This window comes from Pseudomonas azotoformans (assembly GCF_001579805.1).
Classification (GTDB): domain Bacteria; phylum Pseudomonadota; class Gammaproteobacteria; order Pseudomonadales; family Pseudomonadaceae; genus Aquipseudomonas; species Aquipseudomonas azotoformans_A.
In genome coordinates, this window is the sequence record NZ_CP014546.1 from 3,981,077 (window position 1) to 3,997,400 (window position 16,324).

The 16,324-nt window shown below is 63.3% G+C and carries 15 protein-coding genes; 10 read left to right on the top strand and 5 right to left on the bottom strand.

The window, feature by feature from the left end:
- The first annotated feature begins 57 nt into the window (after window positions 1–57).
- Window positions 58–1,284, top strand: coding sequence for an MFS transporter (locus AYR47_RS18630; protein ID WP_061436260.1), 1,227 nt, complete (start codon window positions 58–60; stop codon window positions 1,282–1,284).
- A gap of 1 nt (window position 1,285) precedes the next feature.
- Here AYR47_RS18630 and AYR47_RS18635 read toward each other — a convergent pair whose 3' ends face one another.
- A complete protein-coding gene (locus AYR47_RS18635) occupies window positions 1,286–2,143 on the bottom strand; it encodes a LysR substrate-binding domain-containing protein (RefSeq protein WP_033903161.1) in 858 nt (285 codons plus the stop codon).
- 134 nt (window positions 2,144–2,277) lie between these two features.
- Here AYR47_RS18635 and AYR47_RS18640 point away from each other — a divergent pair, with 134 nt between their 5' ends.
- The 5 genes from AYR47_RS18640 to yghU all read left to right on the top strand — a co-directional run bounded on the left by AYR47_RS18640 (window position 2,278) and on the right by yghU (window position 7,409).
- The gene (locus AYR47_RS18640) at window positions 2,278–3,327 is read left to right on the top strand and encodes an agmatine deiminase family protein (RefSeq protein WP_061436262.1); all 1,050 of its coding nucleotides are present in this window, start codon (window positions 2,278–2,280) and stop codon (window positions 3,325–3,327) included.
- Complete coding sequence (gene aguB, locus AYR47_RS18645; protein ID WP_061436264.1) at window positions 3,324–4,205, top strand: N-carbamoylputrescine amidase; 882 nt, start codon at window positions 3,324–3,326, stop codon at window positions 4,203–4,205. The genes AYR47_RS18640 and aguB overlap by 4 nt, the downstream gene beginning before the upstream one ends.
- On the top strand, window positions 4,202–5,275 hold the full coding sequence (locus AYR47_RS18650; protein WP_033903164.1) for an extracellular solute-binding protein: 1,074 nt from the start codon (window positions 4,202–4,204) through the stop codon (window positions 5,273–5,275). Before aguB ends, AYR47_RS18650 begins: the two co-directional genes overlap by 4 nt.
- 166 nt (window positions 5,276–5,441) lie before the next feature.
- Complete coding sequence (locus AYR47_RS18655; RefSeq protein ID WP_061436265.1) at window positions 5,442–6,542, top strand: agmatine deiminase family protein; 1,101 nt, start codon at window positions 5,442–5,444, stop codon at window positions 6,540–6,542.
- A 33-nt stretch (window positions 6,543–6,575) separates the two neighbouring features.
- Window positions 6,576–7,409 carry a glutathione-dependent disulfide-bond oxidoreductase gene (yghU, locus tag AYR47_RS18660; protein WP_033903166.1) on the top strand — a complete coding sequence of 278 codons (834 nt, stop codon included), beginning with the start codon at window positions 6,576–6,578 and terminating at the stop codon, window positions 7,407–7,409.
- A gap of 131 nt (window positions 7,410–7,540) precedes the next feature.
- Here yghU and AYR47_RS18665 read toward each other — a convergent pair whose 3' ends face one another.
- The 3 genes from AYR47_RS18665 to AYR47_RS18675 are packed head-to-tail and all read right to left on the bottom strand — an operon-like array spanning window position 7,541 to window position 10,267.
- Window positions 7,541–8,467 (bottom strand): sugar ABC transporter substrate-binding protein, encoded by a 927-nt coding sequence (locus AYR47_RS18665; RefSeq protein ID WP_061436267.1) that lies wholly within the window; start codon window positions 8,465–8,467, stop codon window positions 7,541–7,543.
- A gap of 19 nt (window positions 8,468–8,486) precedes the next feature.
- A complete protein-coding gene (locus AYR47_RS18670; RefSeq protein ID WP_061436269.1) occupies window positions 8,487–9,266 on the bottom strand; it encodes a TIM barrel protein in 780 nt (259 codons plus the stop codon).
- Window positions 9,263–10,267 carry a Gfo/Idh/MocA family oxidoreductase gene (locus AYR47_RS18675; protein ID WP_061436271.1) on the bottom strand — a complete coding sequence of 335 codons (1,005 nt, stop codon included), beginning with the start codon at window positions 10,265–10,267 and terminating at the stop codon, window positions 9,263–9,265. The genes AYR47_RS18670 and AYR47_RS18675 overlap by 4 nt, the downstream gene beginning before the upstream one ends.
- Before the next feature lie 184 nt (window positions 10,268–10,451).
- On the opposite strand from AYR47_RS18675, the gene AYR47_RS18680 reads away from it, so the two are divergent.
- Window positions 10,452–12,413 carry a sigma-54 interaction domain-containing protein gene (locus tag AYR47_RS18680; protein ID WP_061436272.1) on the top strand — a complete coding sequence of 654 codons (1,962 nt, stop codon included), beginning with the start codon at window positions 10,452–10,454 and terminating at the stop codon, window positions 12,411–12,413.
- Between the two features lie 52 nt (window positions 12,414–12,465).
- Here AYR47_RS18680 and AYR47_RS18685 read toward each other — a convergent pair whose 3' ends face one another.
- A complete protein-coding gene (locus tag AYR47_RS18685; RefSeq protein WP_061436274.1) occupies window positions 12,466–13,515 on the bottom strand; it encodes a LacI family DNA-binding transcriptional regulator in 1,050 nt (349 codons plus the stop codon).
- Window positions 13,516–13,677: 162 nt separating this feature from the next.
- On the opposite strand from AYR47_RS18685, the gene AYR47_RS18690 reads away from it, so the two are divergent.
- Genes AYR47_RS18690 through AYR47_RS18700 form a run of 3 tightly spaced genes read left to right on the top strand, consistent with a single transcriptional unit; the run spans window position 13,678 to window position 16,323 of the window.
- Window positions 13,678–14,772, top strand: a complete 1,095-nt coding sequence (locus AYR47_RS18690) for a fatty acid desaturase family protein (RefSeq protein WP_061436276.1) — start codon at window positions 13,678–13,680, stop codon at window positions 14,770–14,772.
- A gap of 28 nt (window positions 14,773–14,800) precedes the next feature.
- Window positions 14,801–15,121 (top strand): MocE family 2Fe-2S type ferredoxin, encoded by a 321-nt coding sequence (locus AYR47_RS18695; protein ID WP_028619741.1) that lies wholly within the window; start codon window positions 14,801–14,803, stop codon window positions 15,119–15,121.
- Window positions 15,122–15,123: 2 nt separating this feature from the next.
- A complete protein-coding gene (locus tag AYR47_RS18700; RefSeq protein ID WP_061436278.1) occupies window positions 15,124–16,323 on the top strand; it encodes an NAD(P)/FAD-dependent oxidoreductase in 1,200 nt (399 codons plus the stop codon).
- Window position 16,324 lies beyond the last annotated feature (1 nt).

The window sequence follows — 16,324 nt, forward strand, 5'->3', positions numbered from 1 at the left end:
ATCCGGATGGGCGAACCTAGACTGGCCGTCGCGCTAATTTCCCGAGGATGTTGTGTGATGAATGATTATGTAGTCCAAACCGCTCACCCTGCCCAAGTGGCGCCCGATGCGCCCGCCTGGATGGCGGTGTTTTCCCTGGCCATGGGGGTGTTTGGCTTGTTGACGGCGGAGTACCTGCCGGCCAGCTTGTTGACGCCAATGGCGCTGGACCTGGGCGTGTCCGAGGCGCTCGCTGGCCAGGCCGTGACGGTGACGGCAGTGGTGGCGTTGTTCGCCGGGCTGCTGGTGCCCGGCCTCACGCGTGGGATCGACCGACGCGTGGTGCTGCTGGGTTTCTCCCTGCTCATGATTGCCTCAAACCTGTTGGTGGCGTTCTCTTCAAGCCTGGCGGTGCTGCTGCTGATGCGCATCCTGCTGGGCGTCGCCCTGGGCGGTTTCTGGAGCATGGCAGCCGCCGTGGCGATGCGCCTGGTGCCGGCGGCGCTGCTGCCCCGAGCGCTGTCGATCATCTTCAGTGGTATTGCGGTGGGCACGGTGGTCGCCGTGCCGCTGGGCAGCTACCTCGGTGGTCTGTATGGCTGGCGCAGTGCGTTCATTGCCGCCGCCGCTGTTGGTGGCGTGACGCTGGCGTTCCAACTGTTCACGCTGCCACGCCTGGCGCCCACGGGCACCGCACGTCTGCGCACGGTACTGGACGTGCTGCTGCGTCCGGGCATCGCCATCGGCATGTTTGGCTGCGTGCTGGTGCACACCGGGCACTTTGCGCTGTTCACTTACATCCGGCCTTTCCTGGAAAGCACCACGGGGGTGGGGACAGAAGGGCTGGCGTTGATGCTGCTGGGGTTCGGCGCAGCCAACTTCATCGGTACGCTGCTGGCCGGTTGGATGCTGGTGCGTTATCCACGTGGCACGTTGGTGCTGATGCCGGTATTGGTGGGCGTTGCGGCGCTCGCCTTGGTGTTGCTGCCGGCCTCCCTGCCAGGCCAGGCATTGCTGCTGGCGCTGTGGGGCATGGCGTTTGGCGGGGTGCCCGTGGCGTGGTCGAACTGGGTGGCCCGCGCCGTGCCGGATCAAGCTGAAAGTGCCGGTGGCATGGTGGTGGCGTCCGTGCAATCAGCCATTGCGGCGGGCGCGGCCGGTGGAGGAGCGATGTTCAGTCTCAGTGGCATCAGCGGCGTGTTTCTGGGCGCGGGTGTACTGATGCTGTTGGCCGCCTTGTTGATTGCGCTGCGAGTGCAGGTGCCACGCACCGAGGCAGGTATGGGCGTGGCGCTGCACCTTTGAACTAGGTCTCCAGGTGGCTCAGCAACCACGCCGTGAAACTGCGCGCCAGCGGATCCTGCTCGCTGTCGCGATGGGTCAGCAGCGCCCAGCTCGGCCCGCGAATCGTCGCGTCGACCAATGGCGTGAGCAACCCGTCGGTTTGCGCCTGACGGCTCAGCAACTGGCTGACCAAACCAATTCCCAGGCCGGTACATACGGCATCGAGCAACAGGCCGGGGTCGGAGAAATTCAGGCCCTGGTCCTGCTGCCCCACATCAATCCCGGCTTCCACCGCCCAATGGCTCCAGTCCATTTCCCGTTCACCGTGGAGGGTGGTGCGTTGTGCCAGGGGCAGCTTCAACAGCCGTGGGTGGCAGGCGGGAAACAGCCGGTCGGCGTGCAGCACCTTGAAGCTGCATTCGGCCTGGGAGCTGATGTCGTCGCGCACGGCCAGGTCGATGGTCTGGCTGGCCATGTCGGGCACTTCGTCGGTGCTGAAGATCCACAGGTCGACTTCCGGGTGTTGCTGGCGGAAATCCGCGAGCCGTGGCAACAGCCAGTGCCGGGCAAAGGTCGGCGTGGTGTTGAGCACCAGTTGGTTGGGCTTGCGGTACTGCCCCAGGCGCCGCACGCCCACCGCCAGTTGCTGCAGCAGCGCTTGGGTGGTGCTGAGGAAGTCATGGCCCGCGTCGGTCAGGCTCACGCTGCGTCCGCTGCGGAAAAACAGCGGCTGTTCCAGGTATGCCTCCAGGCTGCGGATCTGCTGGCTGATCGCCGATTGGGTCAGGTGCAGTTCTTCGGCGGCCTTGTGGAAACTGCCCAGTCGCGCCGCAGCTTCAAAGCCGCGCAGGGTGCCGAGGGGCGGCCAGTGGTTGAGCATGCTGATAAGTTCCTCTAATCAGTTTTCTACAAAATCCATCGTTTGTCCGGCTTTGCAAGCCGCAATAGCATGTATGGCAAGACTCCGTGGGCAGTTTTCACTGAACACAATGACTTAACTGAAGGGTACTTGTCATGCAGCAGAATGCAATGCAAAGCAACGGTTGGTGGATGCCTGCGGAGTGGGCCCGGCATGCGGCGACGTGGATGGTCTGGCCGCACAACCGGGCCTTGTGGGAAACCACGTGGGGCGTGACCCTGGCGCACGTGCAGCAGGATTTTGCGCGGGTAGCCAATGCGATCGCACGCTTCGAACCGGTGAAAATGCTGGTTGATCCGTCTGCCGTGGCGGGCGCCAAGGCGCTGTGCGGGCCGGGCATCGAGCTGATCGAACAGGCCGTCAACGACAGCTGGTGCCGCGATTCCGGCCCGACCTTTGTCTGCCATCCGCAGCTGGGCACGGCCGGTGTGAGCTGGCGCTTCAATGCCTGGGGTGGCAAGTCGGCCCATGATTTGGACGAAAGCCTGGCACGTCGGGTGCTCAATCACCTGGGGCTGGAATGTTTCGGCACGCCCCTGAGCAATGAAGGCGGCGCGATCCATGTGGACGGCGAGGGCACGCTGATCACCACCGAATCGGTGCTGCTAAACCCCAACCGCAACCCCGGCGTGAGCAAGGCCGAGATGGAAGCCATCTTCACGCGCCTGCTGGGCATCAAGAAGACCATTTGGTTGCCCGGCGACCCGGACTACGTCACGGGCGACATGACTGACGGGCATGTTGATGGTGTCTGCGCATTTGCCCGCCCTGGCGTGTTGCTGGTCGATGCAACTCACGATCAAAGCTCTGTATACGCCGAAGTGGTGCGGGAAAACCGTCGCGCCCTGGAACTCGCCACCGACGCCCGAGGCCGCCATTTCGAGCTGATCGAGCTGTATGAAGCCACCGATGCGGTCGACACCGACGCCGAGGTGTTCTGCGCCTCCTACACCAACTTCTACATTGCCAACGGCGCAATCATCATGCCGGCCTATGGCATTGCAGCCGATCATGTCGCGGCAGAAGTCCTGGCCCAGGCGTTTCCTGGTCGCGAGATCGTACCGGTGCAGATCAACCACCTGGCCCATGGCGGCGGCGGCGTGCACTGCATCACCCAGCAACAGCCAGCCTGGGTGAAGCCATGAGTATTCTGACCATTGCCACTACCCAAATGCCCTGCACCTGGGACCTGCCGGGCAACCTCGACCGTGCCGAGCAACTGGTGCGAGACGCGGCGGCGCAGGGCGCGCAGGTCATTCTGTTGCAGGAACTGTTTGCCACGCCGTATTTCTGCATCGAGCAGCACCACAAGCACTTGGCGCTGGCCGAGGACTATCAGCACAGTCACGTGCTCAAACGCTTCGCCGCACTGGCCAAGGAGTTGGGCGTGGTACTGCCGCTGAGTTGGTTCGAAAAGGCCGGCAATGCATTCTTCAATTCCCTCAGCGTGGCGGATGCCGACGGGCGCTTGCTCGGCGTGTACCGCAAGACCCATATCCCGAACGCCATCGGCTATCAGGAGAAGGAATATTTCAGCCCCGGCGACACAGGTTTTCGCGTCTGGGAGACGGTCTTCGGGCGCCTGGGCGTGGGCATCTGCTGGGACCAGTGGTTCCCGGAGACCGCGCGCTGCCTGGCGTTGCAAGGCGCCGAAGTGCTGCTGTTTCCCACCGCCATCGGCTCGGAACCCGGTTGTGCCACGCTCGATTCGCGGGACCATTGGCAGATGACCATGCGCGGCCACGCGGCAGCAAACCTGTTGCCGGTGGTGGCGGCCAATCGCGTCGGGCGTGAAGTGGCGACCACTGATCCGGACCTGCAAATGGACTTCTACGGCTCATCGTTCATCTGCGACCACAAGGGCAAGCTGCTGGCTGAAGCGGATCGCGACTCTACCGGCGTGCTGCTGCACCGTCTCGACCTGTCCGCCATGCGCGAAGACCGCCTGACCTGGGGCATCTATCGCGACCGTCGCCCGGAGATGTACAGCGGACTGCTGACCCTGGATGGGCGTCCATCATGAAGCGGCTATTGAGTTGTGCGCTGATCATGACGAGTGTCTGCGCCTTGGCTGAGGACAAAACCCTCAAGCTCTACAACTGGGCCGATTATTTCGCTGCCGACACCTTGTCCAGGTTCACCGCCGAGACCGGGATCCGGGTGATCTACGACGTGATGGATGGCAGCGAAACCCTGGAAGCCAAGTTGATGGCCGGCGGCAGCGGCTACGACCTGATCTTCCCCGGCGATACCGTGGCCGAACGCCTGATGCGCGCCGGCAGTCTGCAAGCACTGGACCCCGCCAAGCTCAGCGCCATGAGCGACATCGAGCCGGGGCTGCAGAAACTGCGCACCCACTACGTCAATTCGAACAAAGCCACGGTGCCCTACACTTGGGGCACGATCGGCCTGACCTACAACACCCAGCAGATCCAGCAGCGTATGCCAAATGCGCCGGTTAACAGCCTCGACCTGTTGTTCAAGCCGGAGAACGCGGCGAAATTCGCCGATTGCGGCATCTCGCTGATCGACTCGCCGGACGAAGTACTCGCCGTGGTGCTCAACTACCTGGGCCGCGACCCGCGCAGCGCCAAGCGTGAAGACCTGGCGGCGGCCAGCGATCTATTGCTCAAGGTGCGCCCGTACATCCGCAAGTTCCAGTCGCAACCGGTGACCGACCTGGTCAATGGCAACCTGTGCCTGTCCCTCGGCTACAGCGGCGACATGACCCAGGCCCAGCGCGCCGCCGATGCCGCGGGCAAAGCGGTGACCTTCGGTTATCACATCCCCCGCGAAGGCACTACGGTGTGGATGGACACCATGGCCATCCCGGTCGACGCCCAGCACCCGGAATACGCTTACGCCTTCATCAACTTCGTGATGCGCCCGCAAAACATGGCGGCCATCACCAACCTCACCGGCTACCCCACGGCGAACGCCAAGGCGCGGCCGGACGTGGAGGCAAGCATGCGCGATAACCCGGACATCTACCCGGACGCTGCCACCTTCGAACGGTTGATCGCCGGCAAGGACATCCCCCAGGCCGATATGCGCGCACGAATGCGTGTATGGACTAAATTCAAAACCATGTAGCTGAGGGGCTTTTGTGGCGAGGGGGCTTGTCCCCCGTTGGAGTGCGTAGCGCTCCCGCTTTTTTTGGGGCCGCTGCGCAGCCCAACGGGGGACAAGCCCCCTCGCCACAAAACGCTCTTCATCACAATGAACTCCATTCAATCCGAACCTTAGGCAAGAGAACCCCATGCCAACCCGTCGCACCTTCATCAAACAAGCCAGCGTGGTCTGCGCCATGACCCTGATCGCCCCCCACCTGCGCGCTGCCGCGAGCGGTCGCTTCTACATGCCCGACGAGGGCGAAAAACACCGTCAGGCCTTCATTGCCTTTGGCGCCCAGGACGCCATCTGGGAAGACTTTACCGCCGACGTGCAGGCCGCTTTGGGCCGTATCGCCAGGGCGATTGCTGATCACGAACCGGTCACCGTGTTCTGCCGTGAAGACGAACGCCATCTTGCGGAAAAACACTGCGGCACCCGCAACATCACCTTCGTGGAAACCGAGCTGGATGACATCTGGATGCGCGACACCGGCGCCAACTTCGTCATCGACGGCAGCGGCGGCCTGGGCGCGGTGGACTTCAACTTCAATGGCTGGGGCAACAAGCAGCAGCACGACGATGACGCGCTGCTGGCGGCCCAGATCGCCGAAGCAACCGGCGCCCGGCCTATCCGCAGCGAATTGGTGGGCGAGGGTGGCGGGATTGAGGTCGATGGCCTCGGCACCGGCATCATGACCGAAAGCAGTTGGATCAACCGCAACCGTAACCCGGACTGGAGCAAGGCCGAGGTCGAGGCGGAGCTGAAGGAGCGCCTGGGTCTGCGCAAGATCATCTGGCTGCCGGGCATCAAGGGCAAGGACATCACCGACGCCCACGTCGATTTCTACGCACGCTTCGTCTCCCCCGGCGTGGTGCTGGCCAACCTCGATACCGACCCTGAGTCCTATGATCACAAGGTCACTCTGGCGCACCTGGAAATCCTTAAAAAGGCCACCGACGCCGATGGCCGGCCTTTGCAGGTGCACACGGTGTCGCCACCGCTCAACCCGCGTAAAAGCAAGTTCAGCAAGGGCAATGCGGATTTTGCGGCGGGCTACATCAATTACTTCGTGATAAACGGTGCGGTGATCGCCCCGGAGTTTGGCGACCCGGTGGCGGACCGCAAGGCGCTGGACCTGCTGGCCCGGCTCTACCCGGACCGCAAGGTGGTGGCGCTGAATATCGATGCCATTGCGGCGGGTGGCGGTGGCATTCACTGTGTGACGAGCCATCAACCTTTGGTTTAGTCTGGGATCGCAAACGCCTCTGGAGCCGTCAGCATGACCGATTACGTACCCCCGAAAGTGTGGACCTGGGACACCGAAAATGGCGGCACCTTCGCCAGCATCAACCGACCGATTGCCGGTGCCACCCACGAAAAAGACTTGCCGGTGGGCAAGCACCCGCTGCAGCTGTATTCCCTGGCCACGCCTAATGGCCAGAAGGTCACGATCCTGCTGGAGGAGCTGCTGGCGCTGGGTCACAGCGGTGCGGAATATGACGCCTGGCTGATCAAGATCGGCGACGGCGACCAGTTCGGCAGCGGTTTTGTGGGGGTGAACCCGAACTCCAAGATCCCGGCTCTGCTGGATCGCAGCGGCACCACGCCCATTCGCGTATTCGAGTCGGGCGCGATCCTGCAGTACCTGGCCGAGAAGTTCGGCGCGTTCTTCCCCACCGAGCCTGCGGCCCGTGCCGAATGCCTGTCGTGGCTGTTCTGGCAGATGGGCAGCGCGCCCTACCTGGGCGGTGGTTTCGGGCATTTTTATGCCTACGCGCCGAGCAAGATGGAGTACGCGATCAACCGCTTTGCCATGGAAACCAAGCGTCAGTTGGACGTACTCGACCAGCGCCTGGCGGTGAGCGAGTACATTGCGGGTGATGAATACACCATCGCCGATATCGCTATCTGGCCGTGGTATGGCGGGTTGGTCAAAGGTCGTCTGTATGGCGCGGCGGAGTTCTTGTCGGTGCATGAGTACACGCACGTGTTGCGCTGGGCGGAGGCCATCGAGGCACGGCCGGCGGTGCAGCGCGGCCGGCGGGTGAATCGGGTGTCCGGTGAGCCCCATGAGCAATTGGCCGAGCGCCATAACGCCAGCGACCTGGACTAAAGGCCTGACGCTGTAAGAAATGTGGGAGCGGGCTTGCTCGCGAATGCGGTGGATCAGCCAATAAATTTGTTGACTGACACTCCGTATTCGCGAGCAAGCCCGCTCCCACATTTGGATTGTTGTATTTCACTCTATTTGTAGCGCTGCTCAAACACCGCCACCTGCTCCGGCTTGATCAATTCAAACGGCACCCATACCTCCGGCTCAATCGCCTCGCCCTTGATCATCCGCACCGCCGCCTGCACTGCCTGGGTTGCCTGGGCTTTCGGGTCCTGGAACACCGACGCCGTCAGCAACCCCCGCTTGATCGCCGCCAGCCCATCGGGCAAGCCATCGATGCCGACAATCGCCACGTCACCCTTGGCTTTCCCTGCCTGCTGTAACGCCATGGCCGCGCCAATCGCCATTTCATCGTTATTGGCCACGATGGCATCGAACTGCGTGCCCGCCAGCAGCCAGTTGCTGGTCAGGTCCATGCCCTTGCTGCGTTGCCATTCGGCGCTTTGCTGCTCGACCACCTTGATTCCGGGAAAGTCCTTGAGCACTTGTTTGGCGCCCTCGGTGCGGTCATGGGTGGCGTTCTGTGCAAGGTCGCCCATGATGATCGCCACATTGCCCTTGCCGCCGAGTTTTTCCGCCAAGTAGCGCATCTGCAATTGCCCGGCCTCGATGTCGTTGGAAGCCACGGTGACCACGCCCTTGGGCAAGGTGCGCTCGTCCGGATGGCGGTTGACGTATACCAGCGGCGTCTTGGCCGCCACGGCGGCGCGGGTCATGTTGGCGGTGGCGGCGGTGTCCACCGGCAGCACGATCACCGCGTCGACCTTCTGGTTGAGAAAGCCTTCGACCTGATTGAGCTGGCGCACCACATCGCCCTGGGCATCTTCGAACTGGATCTGCACATCCTGCTGCTGGGCGGCCGCTTCCAGGCCGGTGCGCACGTAGGTCATGAAGTTGTCGTCGACCCGGGCAATGCTCACGCCGATGCGATAAGCCGCGAACGTCCATTGGCTGAACAGCAGCAACAAGGTGGCAGCAAACAACGAATAGCGATTCATAAGGGTGATCCTTTTATTGTTATAGGGTGAACGCCTGGCGGAAACGCGCCAAAGCCAACTCGCTGTCGCCGCTGGCCCAGCCTTCCAGACCGACCACGCCGCTGTAGCCCATGGCGTGCAAGGCCCTGGCGATGGCCGGGTAGTGAATTTCACCGGTGCCGGGCTCCTTGCGTCCCGGCACGTCGGCCACCTGGATTTCACCGATATGTGTGCCGGCGCGCTGGATCAGTTCGATCAGGTTTCCTTCGCCGATCTGCGCGTGGTACAGGTCCAGGTTCATCTTCAGGTGCGGGCTGCCCACGGCCTCGATCAGCGCCAGGGTATCGTCGGCGCGGGCGAAGGGGGTGCCGGGGTGGTCAACTTCGGTGTTGAGGTTTTCCAGCAGGAACACCCGGCCGGCGTCTTCCCCCAAACGGGCGATTTTTTCCAGGGTCTTGCAGGCGCTCAGCCACATGCGGCCGGTGGTCTGGCTCACGGGCTGCACGGGCAGGCCGCCGTCACCCAGGCCGGTGCCGTGCAGGTTGAGGCTGGGGCAATTCAATTGCTCGGCCACCCCTAAGGATTCGCGGGCGCTGTCGAGCAGTTGGCGGATACCGTCGGGGTCGGTGAGGGTGCCGCTGATGTAGCCGGTCATAGAGGTGAAGTCGGCACCGGTAGCAGCCAGGGCGGCGATGTCCTTGTTTGTCCAGTTCCAGATTTCGGCACTGAAGCCCAGCGCATGAATGCGCTTTACGCGCTCGACAAAGGGCAGGTCGAGAAACACCATCTCCGCGCTGACAGCCAGCTTGAATGGGCTCATACGGCCACCGCCTTGCCGGTTTCGAACGACTCGATGCAGGCGCGGGCAATCGCCAATGCCGCGCGCGCGTCTTCACCGCTGGCCAGGGGTTTGGCGCCGCTGCGCAGGCAGTCGACGAAGTGGTTGAGCTCGGCGATGTAGGCGTCGCGCAACAGGTCGGTGTCCAGGCGCTGGGTGTCGGCCTGGATGCCCTCGGCCAGGTAGCGCACCAGGTCGCAATCGTTGAGGCTGCCCATGCTCAGCATGCCGGCACTGCCAAACACTTCGCCGCGCACGTCGTAGCCATACACGGCCTGGAAGTTGGCCTCGGCAGTGGCAATGGCGCCGTTGTCGAAGCGGATCGCGACCACGGCGGTATCGAGGAAGCCTTTGCTTTTGTATTCCGGGGCGATCAAAGCGTCGGCCATCACGTAGACCTGCACCGCCTCGGCGCCAGGGTTGAGGTAGCGCAGGGTGTCGAAGTCGTGGATCAGGGTTTCCAGGAAGATCACCCATTGCGGCGACTTCGCCGGGTTGTTCAACGCCGGGTCGCGGGTCAGCGAACGCAGCAGCTGCGGGGTGCCGATGCGGCCGGCGGCGACGTCGAGGTGCGCGGTGCGAAAGCTCTTGGCGAAGCGCCGGTTGAACCCGACTTGCAGCGGCACCCGCGCATCGGCCGCAGCGGCGATGGCGCGGTCAGCTTCATCGAGGGTGATGGCCATGGGTTTTTCGCAGAAGATGCCCTTGCCGGCGCGGGCGGCGCTGATCACCAGCTCGGCGTGGCTGCGGGCGGGGGCGGCGATCAGCACGCCATCGATGTCCGGGTCGTCGAGCAACTGCTGCGGGTCGGTGTAGACCTTGCTCACCCCCAGTTCAGCGGCGAGGCGGGCGGCCTGGCCTGGCGTCGGGTCGGCAATCGCTGCCAGGCTGGCGTCGGGGATATGCCGCGCGGCGGTCAGGCCGTGGAAGCTGCCCATGCGTCCGGCACCGATCAAGCCCAGGCGGATGTTTTGTGTACTCATGAAATAACCCCTTGTTGTTATTAGCCTCAGGACGGTCCTGATGGCAAAGGGGTCAGAGCAAGGGCTGTGCCATTTTGTAAGATGTTGATAAATAACGATTAATAATTATCTATAAACAAAAAGTGTTCATTTCGATGACATGCCTATACTGACATGTCAAAAACATGAACATGGATACCGCCCAATGAGCCTGGCGTTCAGCGTGCAAGACCTCGACTACCTGACGGCCCTGGGGCCTGCCGCGCTGAATGATGGACCGGTCGCTGCACTGGAACAGGCCTGGCGCGACTGCCTGGCCGGCCAGGTCGAACGCCCGGCGCACGTGCGCCAAGTGATCTGGGATTCGTGGCGGCGCAGTGTCCAGGCCGGTATCGACCCGGCCGACAACGCGTACCGCTTCGTTGCCGCCGATACGCTGGCCGCCGCCCAGGCCACCCACCGCGTGCTGATCGAGGCCGCCGCGCAAGTCATGCATGGCTTGCTGGCCTACAACCCGCGCGGTCATATCAACCTCACCGATGCCGACGGCACCACCCTGTATTTCTGTGGGCTGGACATCACCCCCGTGGGCAGTCGCCTGCTGGAATCGGTGCAAGGCACCAACTGCACCGGCCTGGCGCTGGCCGAGGATCGCCTGGTGTACGTGCTGGCCGAGGAAAACTTCGGCGTCGGCCTGCGCCAGCGCCGCATGCATTGCGCCGCCGCGCCGATCAAGAATGCGCAGGGCCAGACCGTGGCCATGCTGACGCTGACTGCCGAGCCCGGCTGGTTTCACTTCCATACCCTCGGCACGGTGCAGGCTGCGGCCGACGCGGTATCGCGGCAGATGGCCCTGCAAGGGCTGTTGGAAGAACAGCAGGCCGTCCTCGAAGTGCTCAACGAGGGCCTGGTGGTGCTGGACGATCGCGGCTGCATCAAGGCGCTCAACCGCTACGCCCGGCAGCTGTTTGGCGTTGGGCTGGAGTTGATCGGGCGGCCTTTCCAGCAACTGGGTCGTAGCGAACTGAGTAACGTTCTTGGCGAGCCCGTGCGCGACCTCGACTGCACCTTCCACCTGCACAACCGCAGTCAACTCGCCTGCCTGGTCTCGGTGTGCCCGCTGGAGCAGGGCGGGGTGATCGTGTCACTGCGCGAGAACCGCCGCATTCGCGAAATCACCCGGCGCATTATCGGCACCCAGGCCAGCTACACCTTCGACACCATCCAGGGCAGTTCGCGGGCGATCCAGGACGCGCTGCACTTGGGACGCATCGCCAGTCGCAGTGATTCCACCACCCTGATCCTCGGTGAAAGCGGCACCGGCAAGGAGCTGTTCGCCCAGGCCATCCACAATGGCAGTGAGCGCTGCAACGGCCCATTTGTGGCGGTCAACTGCGGTGCGATTCCACGGGACCTGGTGCAAAGCGAGCTGTTCGGCCACGTCGAAGGCGCGTTCACCGGCGCCACCCGTGGCGGCTCGGCGGGCAAGTTCGAACTGGCGGATGGCGGCACCATCTTTCTCGATGAGATTGGCGACATGTCCTTCGATGCCCAGGTCAGCCTGCTGCGGGTGTTGCAGGAGGGTGAAATCACCCGCGTGGGCGCGAAAAACTCGCGGCAAGTGAACGTGCGCATCATCGCCGCCACCCACCGCAACCTCAGCCAGGCGGTCGCGGAAGGCGCGTTTCGCGAAGACCTCTACTACCGCCTCAACGTACTGAACCTGACCGTGCCACCGCTGCGCATGCGCCGCGAAGATATTCCGCTGCTGGCGCGGCATTTTCTGGTCCGGTGCGCTCGTTCACTGCGTAAATCGGTGCAGGGATTTTCACCAGACGCCCTGGCGCTGCTCACCGCCTACGGCTGGCCGGGCAATGTGCGCGAGTTGGAAAACAGCATTGAACGGGCGACCAACCTGGCGATGGGAGCGCTGATCGAAACGGTGGATCTGCCGCTGGAAAGCCGACAACGCATCCCGCTGCGCACCCACGAAGCGCCACCCGCCCAGGACTTGAGCAGCCACGAAATGCACGCCATCGTCGCCGCGCTCAACAGTACCGGCGGCAACATCCGCCTGGCCGCGCAGCAACTCAACGTGTCGCGGGGTGGGCTGTACAACAAGATGAGTCGGTTTGGCTTAAGCGCCGGGGATTTCCGTCGCAACTGAGAGCCAAGAACCCCCTGTGGCGAGCGGGCTCGCCACAAAAAAACCAGCGCGTTCAGTTGCCCCTATTTTCGGACGTCACAATCTGTGGTGGCACATACACCCGCTGCCGCACCGGATCGAACCCCTCGGCACTCTGCAATTCCACCATCAACCGCACCAACGCCGTCGCTGTCTGCCCCGGCTGCGAATCCATCACCACATCAATCAACCCCTGGCCCAACGCCTGGCGCGATAGCTCGGTCGACTCCTGCAGGATGCAGCACAACGCCGGACGCTTGGGCAACTGCGCCAAGGCGCTGATGATACCGTCGCCGCCGCCGCCCACCACGCACAATCCGCGCAGGTCGCTGTGGCGGCTGATCAGGTCGAGGGTGGCTTCTTCGGTGATGTCGCAGTTGTCCAGGTTGATCAGCGGCTCCAATGGTTTGAGCGCCGGCGCGTGTTCGGCCAGGTAGCTGTGCAGGCCTTCGACCCGTGCCTGGTGGCCGAGGAAACGGTGGCCGCCGAGCAGGATGCCCACGCTGCCTTTGCGGGCGCCGCAGGTGCGGGCGAGCAGCCAGCCCATGGTGCGGCCGACCACATGGTTGTCCTGGCCGACGTAGGGTTCTTCGGCCTGTTCGTGGATACCCGAAAGCAGGGCCACCACGGGCACACCGGCTTCGCGGATCTGCTTGAGGCAGGCGTTGATCAGCGGATGGGCAAAGCTCACCACCGCAAGGCCATCGCATTGCACGGCCAGTTGTTCAATCTGCGCGACGATAGCGCTGGGCGTGCGATCGACGATGTACTCGAACTGGCACGTCAGGTTGGCGCCGGCATGCTGCTCGGCGGCGGCGCTGATGGCCTGCGCCAGGCTGGCATAGAACGCCTGGGCGGTGGCCAGCAACAGGATGCCGAAACGATAGGTCGGCCGGCGTTCGCGAATGCGCTGGCCGATCAACCTCGCCGCAAAATAGCCCACGGATTCGGCCGCCTGGAACACCTGCTCGGCGGTCTCGGGATTGACCGGCGCACGTGCATTCAACACACGGTCGACGGTGGCCACGCTGAGCCCCGCCTGGGCGGCAACGGTGGCGATGGTCGGGCGTTTATTGTTGTTCATGACAGGCCCCTTGAGCGTCTTGATAGAAAACTATCAAGCCCCGCTGGGCCTGGATGATAGCTTGATAGGGAATGGATTCAAGGCCTTGAGGGTGATTTAGGCGTTCTCTATCGTGGGTTTCACACAGCACCTGATACCACCCGCTTGCGGAGAACAATAACAATGCCTGAACACACCGCTCACACCGCCCGGCGCGACTATAGCCTCACCGGCCCCGAAGCCGCCCGCGCGGCTGAGAAGGGCCTGGTCTCGGCCAGTTGGTACCAGTCGCCCATCTCGCGCAAACGCATGAAAGAACTGATGCAGCGCCGCGACGGCCCGGCTTTGCTCGACACCGCCATCTGGCTGATCGCGCTGTTGGCCACCGGTTTTGGCGGCTACTGGTTCTGGGGCACCTGGACCTGTGTGCCGTTCTTCCTCGCCTACGGCGTGCTGTACGGCACTGCGTCCAACCCACGTTGGCACGAAACCGGCCATGGCACGGCGTTCAAGACTCGGTGGATGAACGACGGGCTGTATCAGGTCGCGAGTTTCATGTGCATCTTCGAACCTCACGTGTGGCGCTGGAGTCATGCCCGTCACCACACCGACACCATCGTGGTCGGCCGCGACCCGGAGATCGTCGAGCCGCGTCCGCCGAGCCTGTTGATGATGTTTCTGAGCCTGTTCAACCTGCCCCTGGCCTGGAAAACCTTCAGCGGTGTGGCGCGGCATGCCATCGGCAAGATGAGTGCCCAGGAGGCGGATTTCATCCCCGAGTCCGAATGGCCCAAGGTGTTTCGTGCGGCGCGGATCTGGGTCGGCATTTATGCCGTGGTGATTGGCACCGCGTTGTACCTGCACAGCTGGCTGCCGCTGATGCTGATTGGTCTGCCGAGCCTCTATGGTGCCTGGCTCGGCTATATCTTCGGCCTTACCCAGCACGTCGGTCTGGCCGAAGACGTGCTGGACCACCGTAGCAACTGCCGCACCATTTACATGAACCGCGTGCTGCGCTTTATCTACATGGACATGAACTACCACCTCGAACATCACATGTACCCGATGGTGCCGTACCACGCCCTCGCGCAACTGCACGAAGAGATCCGCAGCGACTGCCCGCCGCCGTACGCCAACCTGTTCGAGGCGTACAAGGAAATCCTGCCGACGATCTGGCGGCAGCGCAGCGATCCGACCTATTTCATCCAGCGCCCGATTCACTTGAACACTCATCCGGCTGCCTCTACCCCGGTGCATGCAGAAACCGCTGCTGGCTGATCTCCACCCAAGAACAAGAGAAAACACCATGAACGATCAATGGATCGACGTCTGCGCCGTGGGCGAAATCGACGAAGAAGACGTGCTGCGCTTCGACCACGGCCCGCACACCTATGCGCTGTACCGCTCGGCCGAGAATGAATTCTTCGCCACCGCCGGCCTCTGCACCCACGAGAAAATCCACCTGGCCGATGGCCTGGTGATGGACCACGTGATCGAATGCCCCAAGCACAACGGGCGCTTCGACTACCGCACCGGCAAGGCCCTCGGCGCGCCAGTGTGCGTCAACCTCAAGACCTACCCGGTGCGGGTCGAAGCGGGGCGGGTGTTGCTCGCGGTCACGGCCTGATGATGAACGCTCCGTTGATTATCGTCGGGGCCGGTCATGCCGGTGGCCGGGCGGCGCTGACCTTGCGCGAAGAAGGTTATACCGGGCGCTTGATTCTGATAGGCGATGAACTGCACTTGCCCTATGAGCGGCCGCCGTTGTCCAAAGGCCTGTTGCAGGGCACGACGGACCTGGCCGGCTACAGCTTGTGCGACAGTGCGCGACTGGCCGAACTGGGCATAGAGCACATCGCCGGTAACCCGGTGACTCATCTGGAACCGCAGCAGCATCGCCTGCAACTCGCCGATGGCCAATGGTTGCCCTACGCCGGTCTGCTGTTGGCCACGGGCGGCCGGGCGCGACGTTTGCCCCAGGCGCAGGCCAATGTGCTTTACCTGCGCACTCACGATGAGGCGCTCGCGTTGCGCAGCGCTTTACGCCCCGGCACGCGGCTGGTGGTGGTGGGTGGTGGTTTTATCGGCCTGGAAGTGGCGGCAACGGCACGTAGCCTCGGCTGTGAAGTGACGGTGTTGGAAGCCGGGCCGCGCCTGGCGGGGCGTGTATTGCCGCCGGTGATCTCCCAGGCGCTGCTGGATCTGCATCGCGAGCACGGTGTGCAGGTGCGTTTGAATGTGGCGCTGGAATCCATCCAGGCCGACGCCGTGCTGTTGGTGGATGGGCACCGCTTGCCCTGTGACCTGATTGTGGTCGGCATCGGCATGCAACCCAATCTCGAATTGGCGGCAGCAGCAGGGCTGGAGGTGGGGCAGGGCATTCGTGTTGATGCGTGCCTGCGCACCAGCGCGCCGAACATCTATGCCGCCGGAGATGTGTGTGAGTTTCGCCTTGACGGTCTCTATCAGCGCCAGGAAACCTGGCGCAATGCCGAAGCCCAGGGGCGGCATGCGGCGCTGAATCTGCTGGGGCGCGAAGTGCCGTTCGAGGCGCTGCCCGGTTTCTGGTCCGATCAGTTCGACTGGGGCTTGCAGACTGTCGGCGTGATCACACCGACAGTGGTCAACCGCCCATTACCGAGCGGCGGCCTGTTGCTGTTCTACCTCGATGGCGATCAGCACTTGCAAGGCGCCTGTGGTTGGGCGCCGGGCAACAGCGTGGCCAAGGACATCAAGCTCTGCGAGCGTCTGATCAGCGCGCGGATTGCGCTCGATACCGCCAGCCTGGCCAACCCCGAACTGTCCCTCAAACTCTTGCTGCGAGGCTGAT

Excerpts from the sequence above, each read along its gene's own strand:
- AYR47_RS18630 (WP_061436260.1), top strand. The coding sequence starts at position 58 with ATGAATGATTATGTAGTCCAAACCGCTCACCCTGCCCAAGTGGCGCCC.
- AYR47_RS18635 (WP_033903161.1), bottom strand. The coding sequence starts at position 2,143 with ATGCTCAACCACTGGCCGCCCCTCGGCACCCTGCGCGGCTTTGAAGCT.
- AYR47_RS18640 (WP_061436262.1), top strand. The coding sequence starts at position 2,278 with ATGCAGCAGAATGCAATGCAAAGCAACGGTTGGTGGATGCCTGCGGAG.
- aguB (WP_061436264.1), top strand. The coding sequence starts at position 3,324 with ATGAGTATTCTGACCATTGCCACTACCCAAATGCCCTGCACCTGGGAC.
- AYR47_RS18650 (WP_033903164.1), top strand. The coding sequence starts at position 4,202 with ATGAAGCGGCTATTGAGTTGTGCGCTGATCATGACGAGTGTCTGCGCC.
- AYR47_RS18655 (WP_061436265.1), top strand. The coding sequence starts at position 5,442 with ATGCCAACCCGTCGCACCTTCATCAAACAAGCCAGCGTGGTCTGCGCC.
- yghU (WP_033903166.1), top strand. The coding sequence starts at position 6,576 with ATGACCGATTACGTACCCCCGAAAGTGTGGACCTGGGACACCGAAAAT.
- AYR47_RS18665 (WP_061436267.1), bottom strand. The coding sequence starts at position 8,467 with ATGAATCGCTATTCGTTGTTTGCTGCCACCTTGTTGCTGCTGTTCAGC.
- AYR47_RS18670 (WP_061436269.1), bottom strand. The coding sequence starts at position 9,266 with ATGAGCCCATTCAAGCTGGCTGTCAGCGCGGAGATGGTGTTTCTCGAC.
- AYR47_RS18675 (WP_061436271.1), bottom strand. The coding sequence starts at position 10,267 with ATGAGTACACAAAACATCCGCCTGGGCTTGATCGGTGCCGGACGCATG.
- AYR47_RS18680 (WP_061436272.1), top strand. The coding sequence starts at position 10,452 with ATGAGCCTGGCGTTCAGCGTGCAAGACCTCGACTACCTGACGGCCCTG.
- AYR47_RS18685 (WP_061436274.1), bottom strand. The coding sequence starts at position 13,515 with ATGAACAACAATAAACGCCCGACCATCGCCACCGTTGCCGCCCAGGCG.
- AYR47_RS18690 (WP_061436276.1), top strand. The coding sequence starts at position 13,678 with ATGCCTGAACACACCGCTCACACCGCCCGGCGCGACTATAGCCTCACC.
- AYR47_RS18695 (WP_028619741.1), top strand. The coding sequence starts at position 14,801 with ATGAACGATCAATGGATCGACGTCTGCGCCGTGGGCGAAATCGACGAA.
- AYR47_RS18700 (WP_061436278.1), top strand. The coding sequence starts at position 15,124 with ATGAACGCTCCGTTGATTATCGTCGGGGCCGGTCATGCCGGTGGCCGG.